A 26,676-nucleotide genomic window follows, 5' to 3' on the forward strand; every position below is an offset into this window, starting at 1 on the left:
ACGATACTTTAAACCGGGGGACGCGCCAAAGACGGATAATGAATCTCGAGGAGCTGTCGGGGCTCCCACCCGGTGCCATCGACCACTTCCAGCGCGAGGGCATCGAGGAGCTCTACCCGCCACAGGCCAAGGCGGTCGAGGCCGGCGCGACCGACGGCGACAGCCTCGTCGCCGCCGTCCCCACCGCCAGCGGGAAGACGATGATCGCTGCCCTCTCGATGCTATCGGCGATCGAACGCGGTGGAAAAGCACTCTACATCGTCCCCCTGCGAGCGCTCGCCAGCGAGAAAAAGACCGAGTTCGAGGCCTACGAGGAGTTCGGCGTCACCGTCGGCGTCACGACGGGCAACTACGACTCGACCAGCGAGTGGCTCGCTACGAAAGACATCATCGTCGCGACCAGCGAGAAGGTCGACTCGCTCGTTCGAAACGGTGCCGACTGGCTCTCGGATCTCACCTGCGTCGTCAGCGACGAGGTCCACCTCATCGACGACCGCAATCGAGGGCCGACCCTCGAGGTGACCCTCGCTAAACTCCGGCGACTCAACCCCGGAATGCAGGTCGTCGCGCTCTCGGCGACGGTCGGCAACGCCGACGAGATCGCCGACTGGCTCAACGCCGCGCTGGTCGACACCGACTGGCGACCGATCGACCTGCAGATGGGCGTCCACTACGGCAACGCCCTCAACTTCAACGACGGCTCGACACGTGAAGTCCCCGTGGAGGGAAGCGAAAAACAGGAGGCTGCGCTCGTCCGGGACATCCTCGAGGAGGGCGGCTCCTCGCTCGTCTTCGTCAACTCCCGGCGCAACGCCGAAGCCGCCGCGCGCCGGCTGGGCCAAGTCTCGACCCGTGAACTCACCGACGACGAGCGCGCTGAACTGGCCGAGTTAGCCGAGGAAATCCGCGAGGACAGCGACACCGAGACGAGCACGGAGTTGGCCGACTGCGTCGAACGCGGTGCGGCGTTTCACCACGCCGGTCTCTCGAGCACCCAGCGAACCCTCGTCGAGGACGCTTTCCGCGACCGGTTGCTGAAGGTCATCTCGGCGACGCCGACGCTCGCCGCTGGTGTCAACACGCCCGCCCGGCGCGTCATCGTTCGTGACTGGCGGCGGTTCGACCCCAGCGCGGGCGGGATGGCCCCGCTCGACGTCCTCGAGGTCCACCAGATGATGGGGCGGGCGGGCCGGCCGGGACTCGACCCCTACGGCGAGGCCGTCTTGCTCGCGAAAAGTCACGAGGACAGTCAGGAGCTGTTCGACCGCTACATCTGGGCCGAGCCCGAGCCCGTCCGCTCGAAGCTGGCGGCCGAACCAGCCCTGCGGACCCACGTGCTCGCGACCATCGCCTCCGGCTTCGCCCGCACGCGCGAGGAGCTACTCGAGTTCCTCGAGGCGACCCTCTATGCGAGCCAGTCGACCGAGGCGGGCCGGCTCGAGACAGTGACCGACACGGTCTTGGGGTATCTCGAGTCGAACGACTTCATCGAACGCGAGGGCGGGACCGAGACGACGAACGACGACGCCGGCGCGTTCACTTCCGCGGCCGACCTCGCTGCACAGCAGTCCTCACAGACCGACGAACGGCTCGAGGCGACTAACCTCGGCCACACCGTCTCTCGACTGTACCTCGACCCGATGAGCGCCGCCGAAATCGTCCACGGCCTCGAGGACGCCGACGAGCGCCCGACCGCGCTGGGGCTGTACCAACTCGTCTCGCGGACGCCAGATATGTACGAACTCTACCTCCGGTCGGGCGAAGCCGAGCAGTACGGCGAACTGTTCTACGAGCGCGAGGCCGAACTGCTCGGCGATGCGCCAAGCGAGTTCGAGGACGAGCGCTTCGAGGACTGGCTGGCCGCGCTCAAGACGGGCAAACTACTCGCAGACTGGGCCAGCGAGGACAATGAGGATCGACTCACCGAACGGTACCAGATCGGCCCCGGCGACCTCCGGGGAAAAGTCGACACCGCCGAGTGGCTGCTCGGGGCGGCCGAGTCGTTGGCCACCGAGATCGACAGCGAGTGGACCGTCGCCGTCCGCGAGGCGCGCGCGCGTGTCGAACACGGCGTCGGTGAGGAGTTACTCGAGCTCGTCTCCGTCGGCGGCGTGGGTCGCAAACGCGCCCGCCGGCTCTACGAGGTCGGCATCGAGGAGCCGGCCGACCTCCGGAGCGCGGACAAAGGTGTCGTTTTGAACGCGCTCAAGGGAGCGAAGACGGCCGAAACCATCCTCGAGAACGCTGGCCGGGAAGATCCTTCGATGGAAGACGTCGAGCCCACGGCATCGGCCGCAGATGGCGGAGCGACCGACTCGAGTCACGATGCCAATGCGACAGCGACGACCGAACGCGACGACGACAGCCAGACGAGTCTGGGTGATTTCTAATGAAGCTCCTCGAATGTACACTCGAGATCGACGATATCGACGCGTTCGTCGCCCGACTTGGCGAGATCGGCGAGCGCCACGACGTGACAATTCAGGCGTTCGACGCCAGCTACGTTGCTGACCGAACTCACCTCGATCGCGCCGTGGAACTGGCCGACCGTGCCATCGCCCGCGGCGAGAACATCGCCCGAGACCGCGCCGTCGAGATCTTGCTGTACGCCGCCGGCCGTCGACAGATCGATGATGCCCTCGAGATGGGCGTCGGTGAGGGCAGACAGCAGGCAGTAGTGCTGATCGACGCCGATTCCAGCGGAAACGAAGGGAGTCGAGCGGAGGCGGCCGCCCTCGAGGCGCTCCGCGAGTTCGCTGTCGTCGACACCGAGCCAACGCTCGAGTCACCTGATGAGAAAACGTTGTGTTCGTTCTTCGAGATCACCGACGCCGAACGCGCGGCGACCGACGCCTCGCTCGCTGCCTTGGTCTGCGAGCGGGTCGCTCTCCTCGAGGTCGAAAAGTAGGGTCTATCGACGCCCTCATCCCGCGCCGTCAGTCGTCGGCGGTCTTCTCGAGCCGACCCTCCCTGGCCTCCCGAAGCCCGTCACAGATCCCACCCTGACTCGACATGTTGACCTGTGCGAGTCGCCCGCGCCGGTGGACGAGGTCGAACGAATCGAGCGGAATCGGCTCACCCTCGGGCGTTCGGAACAGTCTCTCGTCGGGTTCTGTCACGAGGCCCGTCTCGCGGGCTTTCTCGAGATAGCTCTCGAGCGGTGCTACGGGGACTGAAACGGCAAACGAGCGGTCAGCGGCATAGATGGCGACCGTCTCGTCGTCGATCGCTGCCTCGGTACTGCCCGATTGAGCCGTGTTGGCCCCGGAACCGGCCGCCTCGAGGTCTCGCAGTCGAAGGTCGACGATCGTCTCGGCGTCGAGGCCGGCCTCAAGCAGCGTCTCGACCGCGTCGTACTGCCGTGCGACCCGTGCCTTCTCGTCGAGTTCCGCACGGACGGCCTCGACGTCGCCGTCAGCGTCGGGAAACGCGTCGGCGAACGACAGCCGTTCGTTGACACCGCGGTTGATCTCCGTCTCGTGCATGTGTTCTGCGAGCGTGATCCGAGCCGTCTCGACCGCCGGCAGCGACTCGACCTCGTCGCGGGCGTCGACTGCCATCATCCAGGCGAACGCCGGCGAACACCAGGCCGTCGGCAGCGTGAACGCGACGCTGACGTGTTCACCGTCGATCTCGATCGAATCGATGTACTCGAGTTCGACGATCGACCGATCGAGTTCCGGATCGGTCACGCGGTCCAGTCGGTCGCGGACGGCCGCTCGAGTCGGGCCGTCTGGCATCCGTGCGCTCATTAATCGTCCGCCGCTGCGGGTTCTTCGCTCGCGTAGTGGTCCTCGAGACCGAACTGCTGGCTGATCTCGTCGTCCTGGAACGCCCGACGTTTCGCCTCGATGTCGATATCGTAGAGCTCGGCGATATTCTCGCCCATCACCTTCTTTTTCGTCTCGATGTCCCACTCGACGCCGTACTCCGCGCGGTGTTCCTGGGTGAGTTCGGCCTCGAGGACTTCCTCGACGAGCCAGTCGGGATTCCACAGCGCATAATCCGAACCGAAGAGGACGCGATCCTCGCCCAGCCACCAGAGGAGTTCGGACATGATCTCGGAGAACTTCCCCGGCCGGTTCTGGGCGAACGGCGCGGCGACCGCGAGGCCACCGTAGACGTTGTTCTCTTGGGCGGCGATCCAGCAGAAGTCGTCGAGTCGCGGGAGGCCGACGTGTTCGACGATGAAATTGAGTTCTGGGAACGACGAGGCTGCATCGTCGACGTCTTTCACGTCGAACGCATCACGATTGAGGGGTCGAATTGTCGGCCCCTTGTGGGCGTGAATGTTTTCGATGCCGAGCTCTTGACACTTCTCTAAGAACTCGAAGGCCTCCTCGTCGTCGAGTCGCCACCCTTTCGAGTCGTCTCGCCACTCGGCGGTGTAGAGTTTGACCCCAGGAATCTCGTACTTCTCGTGGAGTTCCTCGAGATACTCGAGGCCGTCCTCACCGTCACGTGGATCGAACGTCCCGTTGAGGACGAATCGCTCGGGATATTCGGTCGCGAGTTCGGCGTTCTGTTCGGTGGTGTTGAACCCCTCCGTGTAGAAATCTGTGAGATACGTCGGCTGAAAGATCGCCATGTCAGTGGCGGCGTTACTGAACAGGTCCTCGACCATGCGGTCGGCACCGTACCGGCGATACTCGTCTAGGTCCCACTGGCGTTCCTCAGGTGTAAACGTCGTGTGATAGTCGTAGAAACACTGGATGAACTCCTCCCCACCATCGTGTTTGATGTTGTCCTCCGTGGCATCCCACAGGTGTACGTGGCCGTCAATGACGAATATCTCCTCACCATTGTGTTGATACATTGCGGTATGGTTGTTGTTACCATAGAACATCAGTCTTTTTCAGATATGTGTGAATTATAATTTTGGAGAGCGTACGTGGTAGAACGAAAGTATGCGGCGGATTCACAGAATAATCGAGGCGGATGCCACGGAGTCGTCCGGAAATCGAAGATTTCCGTGATCACGAGAATCGGAGATTCTCGAACGACTTGACCCCGGGGCAGTTGACACGAGACGATAGTTGGGGGGAAGTTTTTCTTTGCGTGTGCTGAACTGTGACTTGGTACCATGCAAGCAGCCCGTCTCCACGAGTACACGGACGACATGAGCGACGCGCTCTCGATCGACGAGGTCGACCGACCAACCCTCGAGCGATCCGATGGCGTACTGATTGAGGTCGAAGGCGCAGGGTGGTGTCAGACGGACAATCACATCATCGAGGGAATGTGGCAAGAGTATGCGCCACAGGACCTGCCGATGACGCTCGGCCACGAGAACGCAGGTATCGTCGCCGAAACGGGCGACGAAGTAACGCTGGTCGAGGAAGGGGATCCAGTCATCTGTCACCCGGTCCAGACCTGCGGCATCTGCCGACCCTGCCGACTCGGCGAGGACATGTACTGCGAGAACAGCGCGTTCAACGGCCTCACCACCGATGGCGGCTTCGCCGAATACCTTCAGACCAACGAACGCGCAGTCATCCCGTTGCCTGATGGCGTCGACCCAACTGAGATCGCCCCCCACGCCGATGCGGGGATCACGGCCTACCACGCGACAAAGAAGGCGGTCCGCGAACTGAACCCCGGCGATACCTGCGTCGTCATCGGCGTCGGCGGTCTCGGCCACATCGGCCTCCAGTGTCTCGACGCGATGAGCGCCGCGACCATCGTCGCCGCCGACATCAAAGACGAGGCACTCGAGTTGGCCGCGGACCTCGGCGCCCAGCACACGATCAACTCCGTCGAGGAGGACGTCACCGACGTCGTCGCGGATCTAACCGACGACGAGGGCGCCCAGCAGGTCGTCGACTTCGTCGGCAGGGACGAGACGACCGCGCTGGCACCGGAGATCGTCGCCGCCGGCGGCGACCACCACATCGTCGGCTACGGCGGCCACATCCACGAACCCAGCCAGGCACTGGTCAACGGCGAGTTCGCCTTCCGTGGCACGCTGGTCGGCAAGTACGCCGAACTTCAGGAACTCGTCGCACTGGTCGACCGCGGCGACGTCGAACTCCGCACCGAACGCCACGATTTGGGTGAGATTAACACGGTCGCGGAACGCCTCGAGCACAACGAAATCGAGGGTCGTGCAGTCGTTCTACCGCCCTGACGCTGCACACGCTGTCGGCCTCGAGCCGAACCGGCGATCCGCGATCCGTGATTCGGTCGTGGCAGCGCCTCGATACGTCTTGAAACCGACCGCGACCGCCACTACGCTCTTGTTCACCCCCGTGATACGCCCTCCATGGCCATCCTCGAGGACCCGATCGAGATCGGCGGCGTCACGATCCCAAACCGGCTCTACCGCGCGCCGCTGCTCGAGTGTGCCGGCAACGGTCCCGACGCCGTCGACACGCTGATCGACGACCTCGAACCCGCCGCCGAGTCGGGCGTCGGCCTCATCTGTCAGGGCGCGACGATCGTCCGCGGTGACGGCGGCTGTGCCGCCCCGGGGATGACCCGCGTGCACGACCCCGATTTCGTCGAGCGACTGTCGCGGCTGACCGACCGGATTCACGACCACGGGAGCCGGCTTTTCGTCCAACTCGAGCACGGCGGCCTCCGAAGTATGGAAACCTGGCACGCCGAGTATCGACGAGAGCATCCGGGCCTCGAGCAACTCGCCGTCTCCGAACCGCCGTGGCAGTTGCGAGCGCTGGATCGATTCGGCTTCCTCTCATACGACCCCCACGTCCTCTCGACCGACGAGGTGTACGAGTTGGCGGCCGATTTCGGCCGGTCGGCAGCGTACGCCGTCGAAGCGGGCTACGACGGCATCCATCTGGCGGGCGCGAATATGGGCATCGTTCAGCAGTTCTGCTCGCCGTTTTACAATCGCCGGAACGACGAGTTCGGCGGCTCACCCGAGGCCAGACTCGAGTTTCTCGCGGTCGTCCACGACGAGATCCGCGAGCGGGCAGGGGACGTGCCGCTGATCACCAAAGTGCCGGCAGAAACGCCCGCACCGCCCTCACCCATCGTCCAGCGGAAACTCTCGCTCCAGGACGGCGTCGAACTCGCTCGCCGACTCGAGAAAATCGGCTACGACGCGGTCGTGCCCGTCCAGACGTCGGTCGTCTGGGATATGAGCATCGTTCGCGGAGCATACCCCGACCGAGCCTGGAAAAACGAGGGGCTACACGAGGCGTACGACGCGGCGTTTGGCGGATCGACACGCCGGCGGCTGGTCGCGCTCGCAAACCGTATCCAGTCGCTGCAGTACGATTTCGACCCCGCGTGGAACGAAGACTTCTGTCGACGGGTCCGCGAGCAGGTCTCGATCCCGGTGCTCGCGGAAGGCGGGATTCGCGAACGCGGCCAGATGGATCGACTACTGGGTGGGGACGACAGCGGCGAGCCGGCCTGCGATATGGTCGGACTGGCCCGTCCGTTCTACGCCGAACCACGCCTCGGCTCGCGACTCCTCGAGGACGCCCCCGACGAAACCCGCGTGCTCTGTGAAAGCTGTAACAACTGCACCGTCCCACAGGTCACCGGCGCACCGGGGATGTGTCGAACACCCACTGTGTTGCGAAAACGGGGCGAACTCGAGCGCGAGGGTGCTTACGAACGGCGGTGACTGTCAGAGAGAAACGTCCTCGAGTTCGAGTTCGGTGTCAGTAACGTATCTACTAACAGATTTGTTATATTTCGGTCGACACGAGTTTCACTCGAGTCTTCGATCCGCGTTCTGCGATCCGTACGGTCGAACAACCCCCTTCGTTTCCACTGGAAAAGCGAAGACTGAGTGTAGATCGTTCTCGAGTCGAAAAGTCGAAGGAATAGTCCCCACAGGATTCGAACCTGTGTCGAAGCCCCCAGAAGGCTTCAGGATTGGCCGCTACCCCAGGGGACTGAGGCTGCATCGAATTGTTGGTGGTGACCCTATATATGACTATCGGGTTGGAATGGCGTCGAATCGCAATCAGGCGGGTCGGCGTGTTCGATACGGTGACAGTTTGCACAAAGGACGATGCACCGGTCGATTTCTTCTCGTATGCTTGTCTTCGAGTGACCGTTAACGACCATTGTCGCGATACCGTTTTCCTTCTCGTCAGGATGATGAAAGTCGAGACACGGTGGCCTGCCCTCGCCACACTGGGAACACTCACAATGGAGCTCTTTGTACGTGTAGAGCCACTGGCGAATTTCTTTTCGGCGCCGGTCCTTTCGCTCGATTCGGGCGTCTCGATTTTTATAATACCAACGCTGTTGACCTGTAAGATCCGCCCAATCGGAGTCATCAGGAATGTCAACCCAATCCGGTTTCGGTTGGATAGAATGATTACCCGTTGCTCCCCGATCGAACGTTTCTAATCCAGCACGCTCTTTTGCCGCGTTCCAGCCACCTAGTGTCTTCATAATCGTCGCAGACGCAGGCGTCAACCCCAACTCCTCGTACTGTGCTTTCGTCGGCGACTCGCCGAGTCGCGCTGCCGCTTCGCGCAACGACTCGAGACACTCCCGTTCGGACGTCACACGCCCGTTGGCCGCCCCATCGTATATAAATCCTCGTCCCGGGCCGCGTCAGAATAGCGACGATGATGCACAAATCGACACACATTTTCCTCGTCGCTGTGCACATTCGCGTATGTACGTTGGACGATTTGTCGTCGTCGGCCCCGAGGTCGGCGCCTACCGCGTCTCGTCACGCTCGTTCCCGAACCGCGAGATCACCGCTCGAGAGGATGCGCTCACCGTCGGTCCCACCGACGACGCGCCGGAGACGGACAACCCCTACGTCTCCTACAACTGCCTGCGCGTCGTCGACACCCCGACGGGCGAGACGGCTGCCTTCGGCAACGGCTCGCACGTTGATCCGATCGCGGAGAAACTCGAGTTGGGCTACCCTGCCCGCGACGCGCTGGCCGAGAGCCTGCTGGCGCTGGATTACGAAAAGGACGATTACGACACGCCACGGATCGCCGCGACGATCGGCGACGATGGTGAGGCCATGATCGGGACGGTTCGCAAGGACGCGCTGCTCGTCGAAACCATCGAGGAGCCGACGCTGGTCGCGACCTACGAGAAGAACGCCCCTGAGGCGTTCGACTTCGAGGCCGACAGCGCCAAGACCGCGGCGAGTGAGGCGTTCGACTGCGAGTTCGAACACGCCGTCTGTGCGGCCGGTATCGCACGGACCGACGACGGCTTCGAGACGGCGCTCGAGAACGGCAACTAGTCGAGACAGGGACACCGGAATCAACCAGAAGCGGATTCACAGCGGATCGCTATGCCGGATCAGGGGTGCTGACGAGAGAGCGAACAGTCTGCTCACGCTGGCAACAGGGAAAGCCACTTCCTCCCCAACCGATTCGCTCGTTCACGTCGTTCACTCACTCATCCCTCGCACGGCTTCGAGCCACGGCTCGCTAATTGCTCGCCGTGGCACAGCGTGCGCCATCACGCGGCATACGATATCCGTACCCGCTTGTGACAGCGTTCGAGCATGCTACCGGATAACCTACAACATCCTCGCGGAGCATACAGTGGTGTATGAAAGTTGGACTCATTTCCGATATCCACAGCAACACGGTTGCACTGGAAGCCGTCCTCGAGGATATGCCGCCGGTCGACGAACTCCTCTGTGCAGGGGATGTCGTCGGCTACAACCCGTGGCCGGCAGCGTGCGTCGACGAACTCCGCGATCGAGAGGTGCCGACGGTGATGGGCAACCACGACGCCGCGGTCGTCGAGGGATCTGCGACCGGCTTCAATCGGCTGGCTCGAGCGGGCGTCGAACACGCCAGGAAGCGACTCGACGACGACCAGCTCGCGTGGCTCGAGTCGCTGCCTGTCGAACGGCTTGCATGCAACGGCCGGATCAAGGTCGTCCACGGGCATCCGGACGATCCGAAGCGGTACACGCGATACACCCGACCGTCGGAATTTTCGCCGCGGCTGCTCGACGAGGAAGACGTACTGGTACTGGGCCACACCCACGTGCAAGGCGTCGAACAGTACGCCGAAGGAATCGTCGTCAATCCGGGCAGCGTCGGCCAGCCGCGAGACGGCGACCCACGGGCGGGCTACGCGGTGGTCGATCTCGAGGCGATGACCGTCGACACACACCGCGTCGCGTACGATATCGAGGCGGTACAGGCGGCTGTCGCGGATGCAGGGCTGCCGGACCGGATCGGCCAACGACTGGCCCGTGGGAAATAGGTTATTATTGTTTAATTATTTTTATTTCGAGCGACGATTCATCCCCTCCTTACTCGCTGACTCTGCGATGCTCCGTTCGCTCCTTGAGGAAGGGGCATTCTCATCTCATTTCTGGTAAGACGCGAGCGCGGCGGATAGGGCGAGAAACGAATCTTTTTACACGGCCTGCGCCGCTAGATGCGGACATGGTATCCACCGGCCACACCGCGTGTACCGACAGTAAACGACCGCGTCACGCTGTGGCCCGGTGCTGCCGCACGCCGACTCGTTCGACGGGACGATCCGGCCAGTATCGCGCCACCACCGTTTCTGAGAGCCACTGATATGTTCGGACGCATCTATGAAGACGCCCGGACGATGTGCGAGCGCGACCCCGCCGCGACGGGCTGTCTCGAGGTCGTTCTCGCGTATCCCGGCTTGCACGCCATCTGGGCCCATATGGGCATCCACTGGCTCTGGAATCGGGGCTTTCGGCTCCTCGCACGGCTGCTCTCACACGTCGTCCGCACGCTCACGGGCGTCGAGATCCACCCCGGTGCGACGATCGGGCGGCGAGTGACGATCGATCACGGCATGGGGGTCGTCATCGGCGAGACGGCTGAGGTGGGCGACGACGTCCACATGTACCACGGCGTCACGCTCGGGGGCGACACGAACGAGCCGGTCAAGCGGCATCCGACAGTCGAATCCGGTGTCACGATCGGGACGAACGCGACGCTCCTCGGCGATATTACAGTCGGCGAGGACGCCGCCATCGGCGCCGGCTCGGTCGTTACTCGAGACGTCGAACCGGGCGCAACGGTTGTCGGCGTGCCGGCCGAGCGCGTCGACTGACACGCAACCGGAACGTGACGACCCAGCTACTGCTGACCGGTGTCGACCGTGCCGTCCGTGCCCGTTGGTGATCCCTCGGCTGGGACACCCTCGCCCGTCGTGACGCTCTCGGCAGACTGTTCGACGTTCGACTCCGTCGCATCCGGCTCGGGATCAGAGGTGTAGCCGAGCTCGAACCAGAGTTTCGCTGTGCAATCGAGCGCTTCCTCGTCGAGTTCGGTCTCGTCTTCTCGCTGGTCGAGGTACCCGTTACAGCGGCCGTGTGTGACGACGTTCATGAGCGTCGCCGCGGAGCCACACTCCGGACAGTCGATGTAGTAGTTGCCGTCGTCAGTCTGATGCCACGAATCGGGCTCGAGTTCCGTATACGCAGCGTCTTCGTGGGTGTGTTCGCTCATGGCTCTAGCCTACGGGCCAACGGTGGTAAAGAAGGACCCGGAGCACGCAACCCGACGCCGACCGGAACCGACTGCCGACGGTTTCGGCTCGAAACTCGAGCGAACGTGACACGACTGCCGAACACAGCCAACGCACGTACTGTCGAACACAGTCGACGAGCCGGCGTGAACTACCCCTGCCTACTTCGCTCGCCTGACGGCTCGCTTCGTTGAGGCAGGAACTTCCAAGTCGGCTCGCAAGCGTACTGTTGCAGAGGCTCGGTCAGCACCGCTCGGTTCGAGCGCAGGTTCACAAACTGCGCCGAGACTAGATAGTGGGCACGCGATGTCCTTACCCAGTCCTTTCTTTGCGATATTCGTCGCACCGTTCTTGTCCGCGTTGTCGTCCAGTCCGCACTCGTGACACAGGTGTTGGCCCTGTCCCTTTCGAGTCGTTGCTTCCTGCTCACCACACCGCCAGCACGTCTGACTCGTCATATACTCGTTCACGGACTTCACCGCAATACCCGCGAATGTCGCCTTATACTCGATATACTTCTTCAACGTGTGGTGTGGCATCGAATGGAGCCGACGATTCATCTTCGCCCCGAGGTCTTGGTTCTGGATACCTTCGAGATTCCCGACCACGATGAGAGCGTTGCGCTCTTTGGCTTCCTCCACGAGAGCGCGAGAAATCTTGTGAAGGCGGTCGTTCACTCGGCGGTACTCCTTCGCCTTGACCGACTGGAGCGTGTCGTAGGCCCCTTTCTCTTGCAGGCGAGTGCGAAGGTCGTGATGGTGACGGCGGATACGGCGAATCTCTCTACCGTAAAACTCGGTGTTACGGGAGGGCAAGTACTCGTGGTTGATGGCGTCGAGTTTCGACTGCGTAAGGTCGTCGGTGAGGATTTTCGCCACGACCGTCTTCTCGGCAGTCTGCTTCATTCGTCGTCACGCTCCCGCTGGTTCTCGACGTATTCTTTCAGTACGTCCAGCGATACTTGTCCCGTGCTGATGAGGCAGTACGAGTCTGCCCAGAACGAGTCGCCCCACGGTTTGTCCTCGATGTGGTCGCCGTACTCGTTACGGATGCGTCGAGCCGACGCGCCTTTGAGGACGTTGATGAATTTGGCAAGGTCGGTTGTGGGAGTGGCTTTGAACAGGAGGTGAACGTGGTCGCGGTCGGCTTCGAGGTTTTTGATTTTGACGCCGTAGTTGTCAGCGAACCCACTCACGACCTCGCGGAAGAAATCTCGGAGTTCTTCGGTGAACACCTCGCGTCGGTATTTCACGACGAGGACGAGGTGGTAGTGCAGGGAGTATGTCGAGTGCGCTCCCGTATCGAGGTCGTACTCCATTGGGTTCACTTCTATTGTCGGGCTACCGTCATATGATTATTTGGTTAGGGTGCGCGATTTTGTGGATAACCTAATCTCGTGTCGGCTGTATCCCCGCCCTACTGCGCTACTCAGTCGCTTCGCTCCCTGCGTTGCTCCTTGAGGACGGGGACTTAGCCTCGCAAAAGTTAAATCAGCGGCTCGAGCAGTGCCTCGCCAGCCTCGAGTAACGCTCCGACGCGTTGCTCGTCTTTGGCTTCCGCGTAGACTCGTAACACGGGCTCGGTCCCGCTGGGGCGGATCAACAGCCACGAGCCGTCGGCGAGCTGGAGTTTGAAACCGTCGGCGGTGTTGACGCCCTCGACATCGGTTCCGGCGACGGTCTCGGGGATCTCGTCCTCGAGATCCGAGAGTACCCGAGCCTTCTCGTGGTCGGGACAGGCCACGCTGATCTTGTTCTGGACGACGGTGCCGTGGTCGGCGAGCAAGCGATCCACGCGCTCGTCGATGGGCTCCTCGGCGTGCATCGCGGCCGCGAGCACTGCCATGAGGACGCCGTCTTTCTCGCGGACGTGGCCGCGGACGGTGAAGCCGCCCGACTCCTCGCCGCCGACGAGCGCGTCGCCCTCGGCCATCGCCTGGGCGACCCACTTGAAGCCGACCGGGACTTCTCGGACGGTCTCGCCGTGGGCCTCGGCGATGCGGTCGATCAGGTAGGTCGTCGAAACCGTGCGGACGACCGACCCCGACTCGTCCTCGAGCAGGTAGTCGTAGAGGGCGGCGAAAAACAGGTTCTCGTCGAGATAGCCGCGCTCGGGTGTGACGATAGCGATGCGGTCGGCGTCGCCGTCGTTTGCGATTCCGAGCGTTGGTTCGGTCCCGTCGTCGGTGACGAGGTCGATCAGTGTCTCGAGATTCTCGGGGGCAGGCTCAGGAGCCCCGCCGCCGAAGGTCGGATCGCGCTCACAGCGCAGACACTCGAGCGAGACGCCCGCGCGCTCGAGGGCGGCGTCGGTCGTCCCCCGGCCGCTGCCGTGCATGGCGTCGTAGGCGACGGTCAGCTTCGCTGCCGAGAGATCGGCGCTGCCCGTGACATCCGTGATCAGTTCGAAGACGGCGTCGGCGTGGGGGCTGGCGAGATCGACCTCGCTGACCGTGCCGTGGTCGGCTTCCGGCAGCGGGTCAGGCTCGGCGAGCCGGTCCGCGATGGCGTCTGTCACCTCCGGCAGCGCCGGCGCGCCGTCGGAGGGAATGAACTTCACACCATTGTACTCCGGCGGGTTGTGCGAGGCCGTAATCGCGAGTCCGCCCACCAGTTCCCGCTCGACGATGGCGTGGGCGACCAGCGGCGTCGGCCGGTCGCGCTCCGGCATGACGACGTCGAAGCCGTTGGCACACAGCGTTCGGGCTAGCTCCTCGGCGAAGCCGCGCGAGGTCTCCCGCGCGTCGTAACCGACGACGACCGCACCCTCGAGTCCCTCATCGCGGAGATACGTCGCGACGGCCTGTCCGACCATCCGGACCCGCGGTGTCGTGAACTCCTCGAGCGTCGCCCGCCAACCGTCAGTACCGAAACTGATCGTCTCCATACGCGTGGGTCTATGCCAGCGGCGAAAAAGGCGGCGTTGTCACACGCCAGTTGACACGATCCGGTCGACGACTCGTCTCAGACGTCGACGGTATCGAGGCGCTGCTCGAACAGCCGTTCGCCCGTCTCGTCGCAGGTCACGGCGACCACTTGGTGTGAGCTACAGCAGGATTCGACGACTTCCTCGCCCATGCTGACCGCGCCGCCGGTCGGACACGTCTCGAGGAACATCCGGAGGCTGTTACAGATCCGACCTTTCGTCTCGGGACCGTGATCGGCCCAGTCGGGCGTCCACGTCTCGAGGGTGCGACTGGCGGCGACGTCGGCGAGCAACGCGGCACGGGACGGCCAGCGCCCAGCAACACCGGCGTCGGACCGAAGCACACGGACGTCCTCGTGACTCTCGAGGTCGAACGCCTCCGGATCGGCGCCGAAGTCGAACGCGTCGATGACGGATTTGGAATCGAGGCCCGCGTCGTCCAGCGTCTCGATCCGTTCGAACCAGTCGCGTTCGAACGCCTCGGTGAGACAGAGATCATCCTCGTCGGCACAGGGCTCGAGAACGCCGTGCTCGAGGAAGTACGTCTCGAGGTCGACGGCCCCCGCTTCGGCGGCCGCATCGGCGGTGGATGCGTCAGTAGCGTCAGCAGTCGCGACGTCTGCATCGGTATCGGCGGTGGTATCCATCGCTGGAGCTGTCGGCTCGTCGTCGCCGGCCTCGCTTGCGTCGCTGGCTGTCGACGCAGCCTGAGACGCCTCGTCCGTGGAGTCGATCGTGCCAGCACCGAAGCCGCTCGCGAGGTCGGGTTCCGATTCTTTGCCGAACCAGCGCAGAACCTCCGGCGGGAGATATCGTTTAGTGAGCGTCGGCGTCCCGGGAACGAGATAGCCGCGCAAATAAATGAGCCCGATCGAGAGCCCGACCGCGAGCAGGCCACCAATTCTGGATTTACGTGCAACCAGCGAGCCGACGACCGCAGCGATGAGTAGGTTCAGTATCGTACACGGTTCACACCGGTTCTCGCCGGTGTACGCCGGCTGTTTGAGATCGTTGACGATGTCGATATCCATGTGATACCGAGAAACGTGGTGAAAGAGTATCTGCTTTGCGGACTATTGACATTCTCCATATGACTGAAGTCGTGGGCTTTCTCCTCGATTTTCTGTAACTAAGACAATGTGTTTCGGCTGTCACTCGAGGCCAACGAGTCGCTCCTTCTGGTGGCGTGTGAGTTGCTTGATCTCGTACTCGCGGGACATCGCGGCCGATTTCGAGTCGAAGCGTTCGGTGTAACAGGGTTCGACCGGCGTTCGACCGCGGGTGTACTTCGCGCCCTCGCCCGCGTTGTGCTCGCGAACCCGTCGCTCGAGATCGGTCGTGTAGCCCGTATACAGCGAGCCGTCGGCACACTCGAGGACGTAGACGACGTGATCTGACATACCCGGGCAACAGTACGGAGCCGACCGGTTTCGTCCCTCCGATTCTACAGTCCGTGGTCTACCGGACGGGTTGGGGACGATCCGGCCAAGAAACAGCTGCGTAGTGACATCCTCCCCGCCGTAAAGGCGGGGCTTCCCACACGGGGGGAATGCCAGTCAGTCGTCGTCTCCAGAACCTTCGGTTCTGGCGGGCTGCACGAGACTTTCAGTCTCGTGAACGCTGGCAGAGGGTTTCGACTCTTGAAACGGTGTGAGTATCATCTGCGAGGGTGTCTCGCTCTGCTCACACTGAGCCGTGGCGGTGTCACAACCGCTCCCGTCCTGTGGCGAGTCATCGACTACCTGTTTCACTGGTAGGCTCTCTCCCCACGGGTCTACGCGACGTGCGATGTTCGCACTCGCGTTAATATCCGCTTGAAACATCGATACGTGACACTCTGGGTTCTTGTACTTGAACTCGGCCTGTCGAGGTCGATACCCGATGTGCTTGCACGAGTGACACGTTTTCGAGGTGTATTGCGGGTGGACGTATCGAACTGGAATACCTGCGTCCTTCGCCTTGTCCTCGATGCGACCTTGAAGACGAGCGAAGGCCCACGAGTGCAGGCGGCGGTTCATGTACTTCCCGTAGTCCAGCGACTCGCGGATGTACGCCAAATCCTCCATCACGATGACTGGATTTTCAAACTGACGTGCATAGTCCACGGACTCACGAGACGCCTTCTCGATGATGTCTGTGAGGCGATTCTGGTAGTACGAGGAGCGTTCTTCGACGCGCCACTCCGAAGCGTCTCACTCTTGGAGTCGCTTGAGCGTCGTGAACATCTCTTTGCGGATTCGCTTGGCTTCTTTCCCGTTGAGTAACAGTGGTTTCGTGTTGGAGGGCACAGCCCGTAACCAACATCGACTCACCAATATCGAATCCAACCCGAGTCGGATTCTCGGGGGGTTTCAGAGGTGTCGTTGATTTCGTATTCGACGGTGACGTGAAGCGTCCACGTCTTTCGGTGTTTCTGCAAGCGAAGTTCGCCCACCTTCGTACTCGACTCGTCATCAAGTAGGTGGTCCCACAGTTCCTCTTGTTCAGGGTTCAGTCGGAGTGGAATCCAGAAGTTGGTTCCGCGACCGGGTTGGGGAACGTTCCAGCAGATTTCGTACTCGCGCGACGGGTCGCGGTCGAACTTCCCGGCTCGATTCACGAATCGGAGCGGGTGTTCGTCATCCAACTCCTGTGCGTTGTACGTCTTGTGGAGTTTGAGGACGTGGGATTTGAGGGCGTCTTTCGCTTGGTACGGTAGGTTGTACGGTGTCACCACATCGTTCGTGGCGCTCATCGTCGTACAGTCTTGCTCAAAGGCGTCGTCAAGTGCGTCACGGTATTCGGACAGCGTTTGCTGGAGGCGTTGCTCTTTGCACCGCGTGGGCGGTGCGAGCGTGGCTTCCAGCGTCTTATTCGCCGTCTGGGTTGTTGACATCGTAGCCTTCGGATTCGAGTGCTATGCGGAGGAGGTCGGGGTACGCTCGTGAGTGGCGTATACCATGGTCGCGGGCGTATTCCTTCACGGCTTCGTGAAGCGGCCCGCCTCGCTCCATATCGAAGTCGGCTCTCATCCACCAAAACGTAAGGAGTAACGTACGTTAAAGATAACGGTAGGCATTCGGACGGGGCGTTAGAACGTGGTTAGTTCAGCAGTTGTCGGATTCTCTCCCGGCCTGAAGGCCGGGATTCCCTCCTTACAGGAAGATGGGGCACGTGGTGCTCGGAAGCTGTGCTCTGCGGGATCAGGCGCCGCGAGCGCGCTCTTTCGCGGCTTCCGCGATCCCGGCGTTGGCCGAGCAGCTGACACACGCACGGACCTCTCCGTTCTGGTCGGCGAAGACGCGTGCAAAGCGCTCGGAAACGTGCGCGCCGCAGTGGTCACACTTGGGCATTGGGCAGTGGTCACACCGGCCGGAGCCGGTACCATCCACTATCCAGTGAACAGGTAAATATCCTTCTCCAAACGAAGCTTGGCTTTGTGATCTACCGATAATATTTTCCGGGATTTAAACAGGAGTTTTAGTTACAGGCGATTTCGATCTCTTGATCGATCGCCATCGCCCGAAAGCCGCGACGAATCCAGCGTCGATGTTGACGACGGAAAGGACGGGACACGACTGCACCATCCCGACCAGCGCAGCCTCGTCGTCGGTGACGACCTCGAGGGTTCGCGTTTACACACCCCAGGAACGAGTGGATTCGGATTCGTCGACGTGATCAGGGCCGGCCGGCCCCACCCGAACGACGGAGCGGACATACTGCCGACGAGCGCGCGCGAGCGGGATTCTGCCGGACATCGACGAATAACACGCGGCCACCAACTCATCAAACATATACTTTCCGGTGGTTTCACCCCTCGAAACAGGCGGGTCAACCGCTGCAGACAGCGTATTCCCGAGAGTAACCACAACATTTATATTGGGAAAAGGGAAACCCGTACACCGTATGGCAGATCTTATCGTCAAAGCCGCCGTGAAGGAAGCGCTCGATGACAAGAACGTCGCTTCGGACTTCTACGAAGCACTCGACGAGGAAGTCGACGAGCTCCTCGAGGACGCTGCACGACGTGCAGAAGCAAACGACCGGAAGACGGTCCAGCCCCGCGACCTGTAAGGCACGACGCTCGAATATTTTTTTATCGACGCACCAGTGGCGAGCCGCTGGCTTCGAACGTGAGTCGTAAAAAGGCCGTCAGCGACTACTGTCGGCCGTCGAGGTACTCCTTCGTTCGGCCGAGAACGACGTGGTCGGCCGACTGTAGCTCCTCGACCGACGCCGAGCCGGTGACGAACATCGCCGTTCGGAGCTCGAGTTCGAGCGTCTCAAGCAGGTCGACGACGACGTCGGTGCCCTGCCCGGCCGGCCGGAGGAACGGTTTCGCGAGGCCGCCGGCGCGAGCGCCGAGTGCGATCGCTTTGGCGATGTCCAGTCCCGAACGGACGCCGCCGCTGGCGATGACGCAGTCGTGAACGTCGGCTGCCTCGTGCGTGCTAACCGCCGTCGGGACACCCCAGGCACGAAAGCGCTGGCCGATCGCTTCCTGCCGGTCGGCACCCACGGCGGCCGCCCGGTAGGATTCGATGCCGGACCACGTCGTCCCGCCCTGACCGGCGACGTCGATCGCGTCGACGCCCGCATCGGCGAGTCGCGTCGCCGTCTCCCGCGAGATACCGTTGCCCGTCTCCTTGACGACCACCGGGACCGAGAGATCGGCAGCGACCCGCTCGATCGCCTCGAGGCAGCCGCGAGCGTCGACGTCACCTTCGGGCTGGACGGCCTCCTGGAGGAAGTTCAGGTGGACGGCCATCGCGTCGGCGTCGATCATCTCGACGGCTCGCTCGACGTCGTCGACGTCGTACTCGAGCAACTGTGCCGCGCCGACGTTGCCATACAAGAAGGCGTCGGGGGCGACGTCTCGAACGACCGTGTAGGACTCGAGGAGGTCCTCGTCGTCGAGTTCAAGACCGGCGCGCTGGCTGCCGACGCCCATGGCGACGTTCATTCGCTGGGCGGCTTCGGCGAGGTTTCGGTTGATCTTCGTCGTGTTCGGGTGGCCGCCAGTCATGCTTTCGATGACGATGGGGGCTGCCAACTCGTGACCGAGCAGCGTCGTCGACGTATCGATCTCGTCGCGATGAATCTCCGGGAGCGCCTCGTGAACGAGCTCGATATCGGCGAACCCCGTTCCAGAGGTTTCGACGTCCTCTTCTTCGATAATGCGGATGTGATCGTCTTTCCTGTCGGATGTCTCGGGCATCGAATCGTCTCCACCGGAAGATAGCGTGAGGGCGTTGAAAAGGTGTCCATCGACGCCCGTCGAGCGTCGTCGTCCCGCCCACTGTCGAGTGGAGCTTTTTCACGGATGCCGGTGTACAGTGGGTATGTTACGCACACTGCTGATCGCGTTCGGGATCGCCGAGATCGCGAAACCACAACCGGTGATCGACGCCTGCGAGCGAATCGGCCTCGAAAACGCCGAGGACGCCCAGCTCCGACCGTGGGCGCGCTGGGGCGCGCGGCTCGAGGGGGCCATCTTCGTCTGGTTGCTCGCTCGTCGAAAGTCGAAGTGGACGCCCACGTGCGTGTTGCTCGCTGCTGCCGGTGCCGTGCTCGTGTTCGTCCCACAGCCGATCATCAACTACAGCCAGAGACTGGTCTATGCGAACCACGACGAACTGCAGTCGAAATCGTGGGTGAAACCCGCGGCTCGCCTGCTCGGCGTGTTGTACCTGACCGTCGTCACGCTCTCGAAAACTGGACGCGAGACCGACACTGACGACGACGCCACATGATACGCACGCTGGCGATCGGCTTCGGCCTGCTCGAGGCCGTCTTTCCGAGACAGCTTATCGACGCCAGCGAACGGCTCGCGTTCGACACCCCCGAGACGGGACGGCTCCAGCCGTGGACCGTTCCGATGGCTCGTCTCGAGGGGCTGTTGTTCGTCTGGCTACTCGTCCGCAAGGGTGGCGGACTCGGGGCGCTTCGAGCACCACTGGGTGTCTTCGGCGTTGCGATGGCACTCATGCCACGCGCAGTCGTCGCGTTCGCACTCGAGATCGCCTACGAGAATCCCGACGACCTCGAGCCCAAATCGTGGGTGGTGCCGGCGACCCGACTCCTCGGCGCGATCTATGTGGCGGCCGGCGTGTTCGCCGGACGTGGGGCGACGCCGGAAGACGAGTCCCGCACAGCACAGCCGCCAGACCAGTAAGCAGCGGTCAGTACTCCCGCACGTCGACGCCGTCGGCCGTCCCGACGTAGGTCGCGTCGGCCAGCCCGACGAACAGGCCGTGTTCGACGACCCCCGGCAGCCTCGAGAGTCGGGTGGCGAGCGTCTCCGGTTCCTCGATCGGGCCGAACGCACAGTCGACGACGAGGTTCCCGTTGTCCGTGACGACCGGCCCATCTTTACGCTCGGCGTCGCGAAGCGTCGGCTCGCCGCCGAGGTCACGGAGTCGTTCCGCGACGACGGTGTGGGCGTCAGGGATGACCTCGACCGGGATCGCCCGCTCGAGCACCGACTCGAGTTTCGACGGGTCAGCGACGACGACGAACCGGTCGGCCGCCGAATCGACGAGTTTCTCGCGGGTGTGTGCAGCGCCGCCGCCTTTGATGAGTGCGCCGTAGCCGTTCGAATCCGGGTCGTCGGCGATCTGGTCCGCGCCGTCGATCGCGAGGTCGACGCCGTCGACCGCGTCGAGCGTCGTCAACGGAATCCCGGCCTCGAGCGCCCGTCGACGGGACTGAAACGAGGTCGGAATCCCCTGCACCTCGAGGCCGTCGTCGATGGCCCGTCCGATCGCGTCGATCGCGTAGGCGGCCGTCGAGCCGGTTCCGAGACCGACGACGAACCCGTCTTCGACCTCGTGAGCCGCCCGTTTCCCGGCTCGCCGCTTCGCTTCGGTCGTGCCTCCTGCCGTCTTCATGCGTTGTACGGCGCACGGCGACGGGAAAAACGTTGCAATCTCGCGGCCGTTGGCGGGCCAGCACGCGACGGTCTCGAGCGGGCAATTAGAGAAGACCGTACATCGAACTGACCGTTCGTTTGGCTCGAGGTTTTTTCCCCAGGGCTGTATACGAGTTAGTATGGCAACACCCGCATCCGAGGGGGAATCCGGCACCGGCACGGCGGTCGCCCTCGAGAACGTTCGCAAAACCTACCAGCTCGGCGAGCCCGTCCACGCTCTGGATGGCGTCAGCCTCGAGATCCCACGCGGGTCGTACACGGCGATCATGGGCCCAAGCGGTTCGGGGAAATCGACGTTGATGAACCTCGTGGGCTGTCTCGATACGCCAACCGAGGGCACCGTCGTCGTCAACGGACAGGACGTGGCCGCCCTCGACAGCCGGGAGCGAACCACGCTTCGGGGGACGACGGTGGGCTTCGTTTTCCAGACGTTTAACCTCATGCCCAGACTGACCGCCCTCGAGAACGTCGCCCTCCCCCAACTGTTTCAGAACGTCGACCGTGCGAAGCGACAGGATCGGGCCCGAGAGCTACTCGAGCGGGTCGGTCTGGCCGATCGAGAAGATCACCTGCCGAACGAACTGTCGGGCGGCCAGCGCCAGCGGGTCGCGCTCGCTCGCGCGCTCGTTAACGATCCGGCGATCGTACTCGCGGACGAGCCATCTGGTAACTTGGATACAGAGACCGAAGCCGATATCCTCGACCTGTTCGCGGAGTTTCACGAGGCCGGAACGACGATGGTCGTCGTCACCCACGAACGCCACGTCGCCGAACGCGCCGAACGGATCGTCCACCTGCTCGACGGTAAACTCGAGCGGATCGAAACGCTCGACGATGCGGGAGACGGCACCCCGAGTCCCGCCGGCAGCGAGGCGAGTTCCTGATGCGGCTCGGAGAGAGCCTGCGCCTCTCGTGGCGGTCGATCCGCGGCCATAAACTGCGCTCGTCGCTGACGACGCTGGGAATCATCATCGGTATCGCCGCAGTGATCACGTTCGTCACGCTGGGCGCGAGCCTCCAGGCGGGCGTCATCGGCGACATCAGCCCCGACGACCAGCGCAACAGCTACGGCTGGGCCGCCGAACCGGGAACCGAGGGTGGCCCGCTTGCCGGGGCCCAACCCGTCTTCAGTCAGGACGATCTCGATGCGCTGAACGACGACGAGGACATTGAGGCGGCCTACGGATACATGCCGCTATCGACGCAGGCACTCGTCTACGAGGGAGAGATCTCACCCCAGAGTGATGCCCTGATCGCGGCCGGGCCCCCCTATATCAGAGAAAACAACCTCGAGGAGGGCCGCCAGTTTGAACAGGGCGAACGCGAGGCTGTCATCAACCCGGCCGTCGCGGGACAGTTCGAAGAGAACGTCTCCGTCGGCGACGAGCTCACGATCGCGTTACAGGGCGGCCAGCAGACGACCGTTACCGTGGTCGGCATCACCGACACGTCAGAAGGGTTTAGTCCGTTCGAAGGGTTCGAGCCCTCGCCGCGCGTCTACGTGCCGACGGACCCGTTCTACACCGAAGACGCTGCCGGCGCGTTCCCGGGTGCGATCGGCGACGGCGGTCCCGGTGGCGATGGCAGCGGTGACGACACGAACACCACCGACACAGCCGGGATGAGCGACGGCGCGCTCTTCCTCGCGATCGTGGTCGAAGCCGAGTCGGCCGACGAGGCGGCGGTCGATCGCGCCCAAGAGAGCGCGATCACCTACCTCGAGAGCGACGAGTCGGACGCGAGTCAACTGCTCGGCGACGACCTCGAGATACGGCTCCAGACGAGCGCGGAACTCCTCCAGCAGTTACAGGACGTCCTCGACTTGCTGCAAAACTTCATCGTCGGCATCGCGGCCATCTCACTGGTTGTCGGCTCGATCGGCATCGCGAACATCATGCTCGTCTCCGTGACCGAACGGACCCGCGAAATCGGGATCATGAAAGCCATCGGCGCACAGAACCGGGAAATTCTGGGGCTGTTCCTCGCCGAGGCAGTTATTCTCGGCGTGATCGGGGCGATCCTCGGCACGCTGCTCGGACTGGCAGCGGGCTATCTGGGCGCGTGGTATATCGACCTGCCGCTGGTCTATCCATACGAGTACGTCGCGCTGGCGGTCACCGTCGGTGTTCTCGTCGGCATCGCTTCCGGGCTGTACCCGGCCTGGAAAGCCGCGCGGACGGACCCGATCGACGCGCTCAGATACGAGTAGGACGACTCCCGTCACTGGGTGGCGGCGCACCCGCACGGCGGGTTACGGTCGAATACTATCGTCGGTCCCGCTCGGTTTCGCGGTCGGATCGACTCGAGTCGTCCGTAAAGGAATCGTCCGTCCCGAAGGAGTCACCCGTCTCGAGTGAATCCGTTCCGCGGTCGCGATCCGTGTCGGCCGCCCGACGATCGGATCGGCTCGAGCCGTCAGTGGCGGCACTCGGCGGCCGCGTCGGGTCGATCGAGTCCGACCGTGCCGGCGACGGCGAGCGCCCGATCGTCTCGAGGGTGTCGGCGTGTTGCTCGGGGTACTCCTGAGCGAGATATGCACCGAGATAACCGCCGAGTAACGACAGGCCGACGGTGTAGACGAACAGGATCGAGACGAACACGAGGATGGCAAATGCCGCGACGACGAATCCCTCGACCGGGGCCGCAGCGACACCCATGCCGAAGCCGAGAATCCCAATTCCGACGAGCGCGAGTCCTGCGAACGGCAAGAACATGATCGCACCCGCGATCGCACCGGCAACCGATCCCTCGCGGACGTCCGGCCCCTCGAGGAAGCCGGCGACGACGCCGCCGAGGATGGTCGAGAGTGGGATGAACGAGAGGACGACGCTGACGACGGCACCGATGATCGCGTTGACGAGCGTTCTGGCGGTAGGCATACTCGAATAGACGAGCGCCACGGCGAAAAGCAACGGGGGGAACTCGTCGGCCCACGTGATCGACGGTCGGTCAGTCGTCAGCCGCGTGCGAGCCCGACTCCTCCGGTGGGAGTTCCTCGGGCGTCGTCATCGTGGTCTCAGTGCCGCGGGAGCCGGGTGGCTCCTCGAGGTCGGCCTCGACGAGGTCGCTGAACGTAGCGTCGCCGTTGACCTCGTCGGCGAGGATGTCGACGGCCTCGACGAAGACGGCGACGATCAACGGCCCGACGACGATGCCGATGGCGCCGAGCGTAAAGAGCCCGCCGGTGAAGCCGACGAAGTAGAGGCTGCCGGGCAGGCCGGCGGAGCGACGGGCGAGCCGTGGTCGAACGCCGACGTCGGGGAACCAGGCGACGAGTGCGATCCCGAGGACGCCGATGAGGACGGCCGCGACGAGGTCGCCGACAGCGACGTGATAGAGCGCAATAGGAGCGATCAACAGGCTGGGGCCGATGATCGGGACGAACTGCAGGATGGCGGCGATGATCGCGAGCGTAAGGGCCGCTTCGTAGCCGAGCAGCCAAAAGAGCGGATAGCCGATGAGCAACGTTGCAATCGACGTCGCAAGCTGGAGGACGTAGATCGCATACAGCGTCTCGCGGGCCCGCCGGGCGAGTGCGTAGACGACGTCGCGGTAGGCGTGTGGCACCGGTGCGACCGCGGCCCGGCCGGCGGCATCGCCCTTGAGCAAGAGTGCAAACAGGAGGATGACGAACAGTGCGAATTTGATCGCGAGCACCGGCAGCGCCGAGGCAAACGAGACGGCGACGCTGCTGAGCACGTCGAGAGCGAGGGTTTGCATTTCGGCGACGTCGATCGTGTAGGTCATCCCGAAGGCCGTCACGGGGATTTGTCGTGGCAAGCCCTCGATCACGGCCATCACCTGATCGATCCGGAAATAGAGCGTCACGAGAATCGGCGAAAAGACGGCAACGGCGCTGGCAAAGCCGAGTAGGGTCGCGGCGGCTGCGCCGGTCCACTCTGTGAGGCCGCGTCTGACCAACCATCCCTGAACCGGCAACAGGACGTACGCGACCGTCAGCGCGAACAGGATCGTGCCGAGCACCTCGAGTAAGATCGCCCCGGTCACGAGTCCGAGTAGCGCGACGATCCCACCGAGCACGTATCGGCGCGTCCGATCCGCTGTCGCGTTCGATGTCGCTGTCACACCCGTGGGTCACACCGCGGTACCAAAACCTTTCTGTCCGGCAGAACGTTGGGAATTAGCCTTACGTCTCGGCTGCATACAGCCGTTGCATGAACCGCCGGACGGTCGTTCGAACGATCGGGGCCGCGGGCGCGGGCGTCAGCCTCGCCGGCTGTTTCACTCGAGACGGTGACGAGCCAGTCGACGACTCCGAAATCGACGATCCGCAACCGGACGAACCCGACTACGGTGGGACGCTCCGAGTCGCAACCTACCGGTCGATGGTCACGGGTCCGAATCCGGCCGGCCCGTGGCTCGAGGAGACGTTCCTCGAGACCTATCCCGACGCCGACCTCGAGTGGGTCGTCCCGGACGACGGCGTCGAGCACTACATTCGACGTGGCGAGTACGATACCACGATCGACGTCGACGTCCTGCTCGGGTTCACCGTGGGTGATCTCGCCCGGATCGACGAGCGAGTCGGCGACGGTGAACTGTTGCGCGAACTCAATCTCAAGCGGATCGACGGCCACGAGCGCATCCGCGACGAGGTCGCACTGGACGATCCACACGGGCGAGCGCTGGCGTACGACGCCGGTTACGTCAGCCTCGTCTACGACGAGACCGTCCTCGAAGCACCCGAGACGTTCGACGACCTGCTCGCGTCCGCGTACGCGGAGACGATGCTAGCCCAACATCCGAGCCACTCCTTGCCCGGACAGGCGTTTTTCCTGTGGACGATCAAAACGATGGGCGCAGCGGACGCGTTCACGTACTGGGAGGACCTCGTCGCCAACGGTGTCGAACTCCGCAACACCTGGAGCGGAACCTACTACGACGGGTATCTACACCAGACCCGACCGATGGTCGTCTCCTACTCGAGTGATCCCGTCTTCGCAGCGAGCGACGGCCGCGACCCCGCCCGCCACCGGGTCGCGTTTCCGAACGACGAAGGGTACATGCTCCCCGAAGGGATGGGGATTTTCGAGGCGGCGCCGGAGCCCGACCTTGCCTACGCGTTCCTCGAGTTTCTCCTCTCGAGTGAGACACAGCTCGAACTCGCCCGTCGAAACGTCCAGTTTCCAGCCGTCGGCGACGACTCCATCGGTCCGCGGCCACTGTTCGAAGAGGACGCGCGCCGACCGCCGGACGCGATTGCGACGGGGTATACCGACCTCCAGGGGCAACTCGAGGGATGGCTCACCGAGTGGGACGAGCGCTTCGGATCGGCGGTAGACGATCCACGGTAACGTCGATTGCAGCCGCCGGCGTGCGTTCTCCCGAACTGGGAACCGACGGCGTTACTGAAGTGCGACACCCACGCAGTAGCCGATAGCCAGCCG

27 protein-coding genes and 1 pseudogene are annotated in these 26,676 nt (G+C 63.2%); 13 read left to right on the forward strand and 15 right to left on the reverse strand.

Annotation, left to right across the window (positions count from 1 at the left end):
• The first annotated feature begins 38 nt into the window (after positions 1 to 38).
• Positions 39 to 2,390, forward strand: a complete 2,352-nt coding sequence (locus GCU68_RS06040) for an ATP-dependent DNA helicase (protein WP_152939854.1) — start codon at positions 39 to 41, stop codon at positions 2,388 to 2,390.
• Complete coding sequence (gene cgi121, locus GCU68_RS06045) at positions 2,390 to 2,908, forward strand: KEOPS complex subunit Cgi121 (protein WP_152939856.1); 519 nt, start codon at positions 2,390 to 2,392, stop codon at positions 2,906 to 2,908. Before GCU68_RS06040 ends, cgi121 begins: the two co-directional genes overlap by 1 nt.
• A gap of 28 nt (positions 2,909 to 2,936) precedes the next feature.
• Here cgi121 and GCU68_RS06050 read toward each other — a convergent pair whose 3' ends face one another.
• Both GCU68_RS06050 and GCU68_RS06055 read right to left on the reverse strand, forming a co-directional pair.
• Positions 2,937 to 3,752 (reverse strand): iron-sulfur cluster assembly protein, encoded by an 816-nt coding sequence (locus tag GCU68_RS06050; RefSeq protein WP_152939858.1) that lies wholly within the window; start codon positions 3,750 to 3,752, stop codon positions 2,937 to 2,939.
• On the reverse strand, positions 3,752 to 4,816 hold the full coding sequence (locus tag GCU68_RS06055) for an amidohydrolase family protein (RefSeq protein WP_152939859.1): 1,065 nt from the start codon (positions 4,814 to 4,816) through the stop codon (positions 3,752 to 3,754). The genes GCU68_RS06050 and GCU68_RS06055 overlap by 1 nt, the downstream gene beginning before the upstream one ends.
• A gap of 267 nt (positions 4,817 to 5,083) precedes the next feature.
• Here GCU68_RS06055 and GCU68_RS06060 point away from each other — a divergent pair, with 267 nt between their 5' ends.
• On the forward strand, positions 5,084 to 6,127 hold the full coding sequence (locus GCU68_RS06060; protein ID WP_152939861.1) for an NAD(P)-dependent alcohol dehydrogenase: 1,044 nt from the start codon (positions 5,084 to 5,086) through the stop codon (positions 6,125 to 6,127).
• 135 nt (positions 6,128 to 6,262) lie between these two features.
• Positions 6,263 to 7,597, forward strand: a complete 1,335-nt coding sequence (locus tag GCU68_RS06065; protein ID WP_152939863.1) for an oxidoreductase — start codon at positions 6,263 to 6,265, stop codon at positions 7,595 to 7,597.
• Positions 7,598 to 7,902: 305 nt separating this feature from the next.
• On the opposite strand, the gene GCU68_RS21580 is transcribed toward GCU68_RS06065, so the two are convergent.
• A complete protein-coding gene (locus tag GCU68_RS21580; protein ID WP_152939865.1) occupies positions 7,903 to 8,496 on the reverse strand; it encodes a homing endonuclease associated repeat-containing protein in 594 nt (197 codons plus the stop codon).
• Between the two features lie 112 nt (positions 8,497 to 8,608).
• On the opposite strand from GCU68_RS21580, the gene GCU68_RS06075 reads away from it, so the two are divergent.
• From GCU68_RS06075 to cysE, 3 genes are all read left to right on the forward strand, one after another.
• Positions 8,609 to 9,199, forward strand: coding sequence for an IMP cyclohydrolase (locus tag GCU68_RS06075; protein WP_152939867.1), 591 nt, complete (start codon positions 8,609 to 8,611; stop codon positions 9,197 to 9,199).
• 314 nt (positions 9,200 to 9,513) lie between these two features.
• A complete protein-coding gene (locus GCU68_RS06080; RefSeq protein ID WP_152939869.1) occupies positions 9,514 to 10,182 on the forward strand; it encodes a metallophosphoesterase family protein in 669 nt (222 codons plus the stop codon).
• 324 nt (positions 10,183 to 10,506) lie between these two features.
• On the forward strand, positions 10,507 to 11,016 hold the full coding sequence (gene cysE / locus GCU68_RS06085; protein ID WP_152939871.1) for a serine O-acetyltransferase: 510 nt from the start codon (positions 10,507 to 10,509) through the stop codon (positions 11,014 to 11,016).
• 26 nt (positions 11,017 to 11,042) lie between these two features.
• Here the strand turns inward: cysE and GCU68_RS06090 are convergent, their stop codons facing one another.
• From GCU68_RS06090 to GCU68_RS21255, 8 genes and pseudogenes are all read right to left on the reverse strand, one after another.
• Positions 11,043 to 11,414: a hypothetical protein gene (locus GCU68_RS06090; RefSeq protein ID WP_152939873.1), complete on the reverse strand. Its 372-nt coding sequence runs from the start codon at positions 11,412 to 11,414 to the stop codon at positions 11,043 to 11,045.
• Between the two features lie 180 nt (positions 11,415 to 11,594).
• Positions 11,595 to 12,338 (reverse strand): RNA-guided endonuclease TnpB family protein, encoded by a 744-nt coding sequence (locus GCU68_RS06095; RefSeq protein ID WP_152939875.1) that lies wholly within the window; start codon positions 12,336 to 12,338, stop codon positions 11,595 to 11,597.
• On the reverse strand, positions 12,335 to 12,751 hold the full coding sequence (gene tnpA, locus GCU68_RS06100) for an IS200/IS605 family transposase (RefSeq protein WP_152939877.1): 417 nt from the start codon (positions 12,749 to 12,751) through the stop codon (positions 12,335 to 12,337). The genes GCU68_RS06095 and tnpA overlap by 4 nt, the downstream gene beginning before the upstream one ends.
• A 167-nt stretch (positions 12,752 to 12,918) precedes the next feature.
• A complete protein-coding gene (locus GCU68_RS06105) occupies positions 12,919 to 14,319 on the reverse strand; it encodes a phosphoglucomutase/phosphomannomutase family protein (protein ID WP_152939879.1) in 1,401 nt (466 codons plus the stop codon).
• 77 nt (positions 14,320 to 14,396) lie between these two features.
• The gene (locus GCU68_RS06110; protein ID WP_152939881.1) at positions 14,397 to 15,389 is read right to left on the reverse strand and encodes a hypothetical protein; all 993 of its coding nucleotides are present in this window, start codon (positions 15,387 to 15,389) and stop codon (positions 14,397 to 14,399) included.
• 120 nt (positions 15,390 to 15,509) lie between these two features.
• The gene (locus GCU68_RS06115) at positions 15,510 to 15,758 is read right to left on the reverse strand and encodes a GIY-YIG nuclease family protein (RefSeq protein WP_152939883.1); all 249 of its coding nucleotides are present in this window, start codon (positions 15,756 to 15,758) and stop codon (positions 15,510 to 15,512) included.
• 156 nt (positions 15,759 to 15,914) lie between these two features.
• A pseudogene (locus GCU68_RS06120) lies at positions 15,915 to 17,233 on the reverse strand (RNA-guided endonuclease TnpB family protein).
• A 307-nt stretch (positions 17,234 to 17,540) separates the two neighbouring features.
• Positions 17,541 to 17,690 carry a DUF7563 family protein gene (locus tag GCU68_RS21255; RefSeq protein WP_168927074.1) on the reverse strand — a complete coding sequence of 50 codons (150 nt, stop codon included), beginning with the start codon at positions 17,688 to 17,690 and terminating at the stop codon, positions 17,541 to 17,543.
• A gap of 553 nt (positions 17,691 to 18,243) precedes the next feature.
• On the opposite strand from GCU68_RS21255, the gene GCU68_RS06125 reads away from it, so the two are divergent.
• Positions 18,244 to 18,411: a DUF1931 family protein gene (locus tag GCU68_RS06125; RefSeq protein ID WP_005578700.1), complete on the forward strand. Its 168-nt coding sequence runs from the start codon at positions 18,244 to 18,246 to the stop codon at positions 18,409 to 18,411.
• Between the two features lie 85 nt (positions 18,412 to 18,496).
• On the opposite strand, the gene fni is transcribed toward GCU68_RS06125, so the two are convergent.
• Positions 18,497 to 19,555, reverse strand: coding sequence for a type 2 isopentenyl-diphosphate Delta-isomerase (gene fni / locus GCU68_RS06130; protein WP_152939885.1), 1,059 nt, complete (start codon positions 19,553 to 19,555; stop codon positions 18,497 to 18,499).
• Between the two features lie 124 nt (positions 19,556 to 19,679).
• Here fni and GCU68_RS06135 point away from each other — a divergent pair, with 124 nt between their 5' ends.
• Positions 19,680 to 20,090, forward strand: coding sequence for a hypothetical protein (locus tag GCU68_RS06135; RefSeq protein ID WP_152939887.1), 411 nt, complete (start codon positions 19,680 to 19,682; stop codon positions 20,088 to 20,090).
• Complete coding sequence (locus GCU68_RS06140; protein WP_152939889.1) at positions 20,087 to 20,512, forward strand: hypothetical protein; 426 nt, start codon at positions 20,087 to 20,089, stop codon at positions 20,510 to 20,512. Before GCU68_RS06135 ends, GCU68_RS06140 begins: the two co-directional genes overlap by 4 nt.
• Before the next feature lie 7 nt (positions 20,513 to 20,519).
• Here the strand turns inward: GCU68_RS06140 and rpiA are convergent, their stop codons facing one another.
• The gene (gene rpiA / locus GCU68_RS06145) at positions 20,520 to 21,227 is read right to left on the reverse strand and encodes a ribose-5-phosphate isomerase RpiA (protein WP_152939891.1); all 708 of its coding nucleotides are present in this window, start codon (positions 21,225 to 21,227) and stop codon (positions 20,520 to 20,522) included.
• Positions 21,228 to 21,387: 160 nt separating this feature from the next.
• Here rpiA and GCU68_RS06150 point away from each other — a divergent pair, with 160 nt between their 5' ends.
• Together GCU68_RS06150 and GCU68_RS06155 are read left to right on the forward strand one after the other, a co-directional pair.
• Entirely contained in the window at positions 21,388 to 22,152 is a 765-nt protein-coding gene (locus tag GCU68_RS06150) for an ABC transporter ATP-binding protein (RefSeq protein WP_152939893.1), read from the forward strand.
• Positions 22,152 to 23,477: an ABC transporter permease gene (locus GCU68_RS06155; protein ID WP_152939895.1), complete on the forward strand. Its 1,326-nt coding sequence runs from the start codon at positions 22,152 to 22,154 to the stop codon at positions 23,475 to 23,477. The genes GCU68_RS06150 and GCU68_RS06155 overlap by 1 nt, the downstream gene beginning before the upstream one ends.
• Before the next feature lie 55 nt (positions 23,478 to 23,532).
• Here GCU68_RS06155 and GCU68_RS06160 read toward each other — a convergent pair whose 3' ends face one another.
• Positions 23,533 to 24,147: a DUF5518 domain-containing protein gene (locus GCU68_RS06160; RefSeq protein ID WP_152939897.1), complete on the reverse strand. Its 615-nt coding sequence runs from the start codon at positions 24,145 to 24,147 to the stop codon at positions 23,533 to 23,535.
• A 70-nt stretch (positions 24,148 to 24,217) separates the two neighbouring features.
• Entirely contained in the window at positions 24,218 to 25,354 is a 1,137-nt protein-coding gene (locus GCU68_RS06165; protein WP_193565074.1) for an AI-2E family transporter, read from the reverse strand.
• A gap of 89 nt (positions 25,355 to 25,443) precedes the next feature.
• On the opposite strand from GCU68_RS06165, the gene GCU68_RS06170 reads away from it, so the two are divergent.
• Complete coding sequence (locus tag GCU68_RS06170) at positions 25,444 to 26,583, forward strand: thiamine ABC transporter substrate-binding protein (protein WP_152939899.1); 1,140 nt, start codon at positions 25,444 to 25,446, stop codon at positions 26,581 to 26,583.
• The last annotated feature ends 93 nt before the right edge of the window (positions 26,584 to 26,676 follow it).

The sequence above is a fragment of the Natronorubrum aibiense genome, from assembly GCF_009392895.1.
In the GTDB taxonomy this organism is placed as follows: domain Archaea; phylum Halobacteriota; class Halobacteria; order Halobacteriales; family Natrialbaceae; genus Natronorubrum; species Natronorubrum aibiense.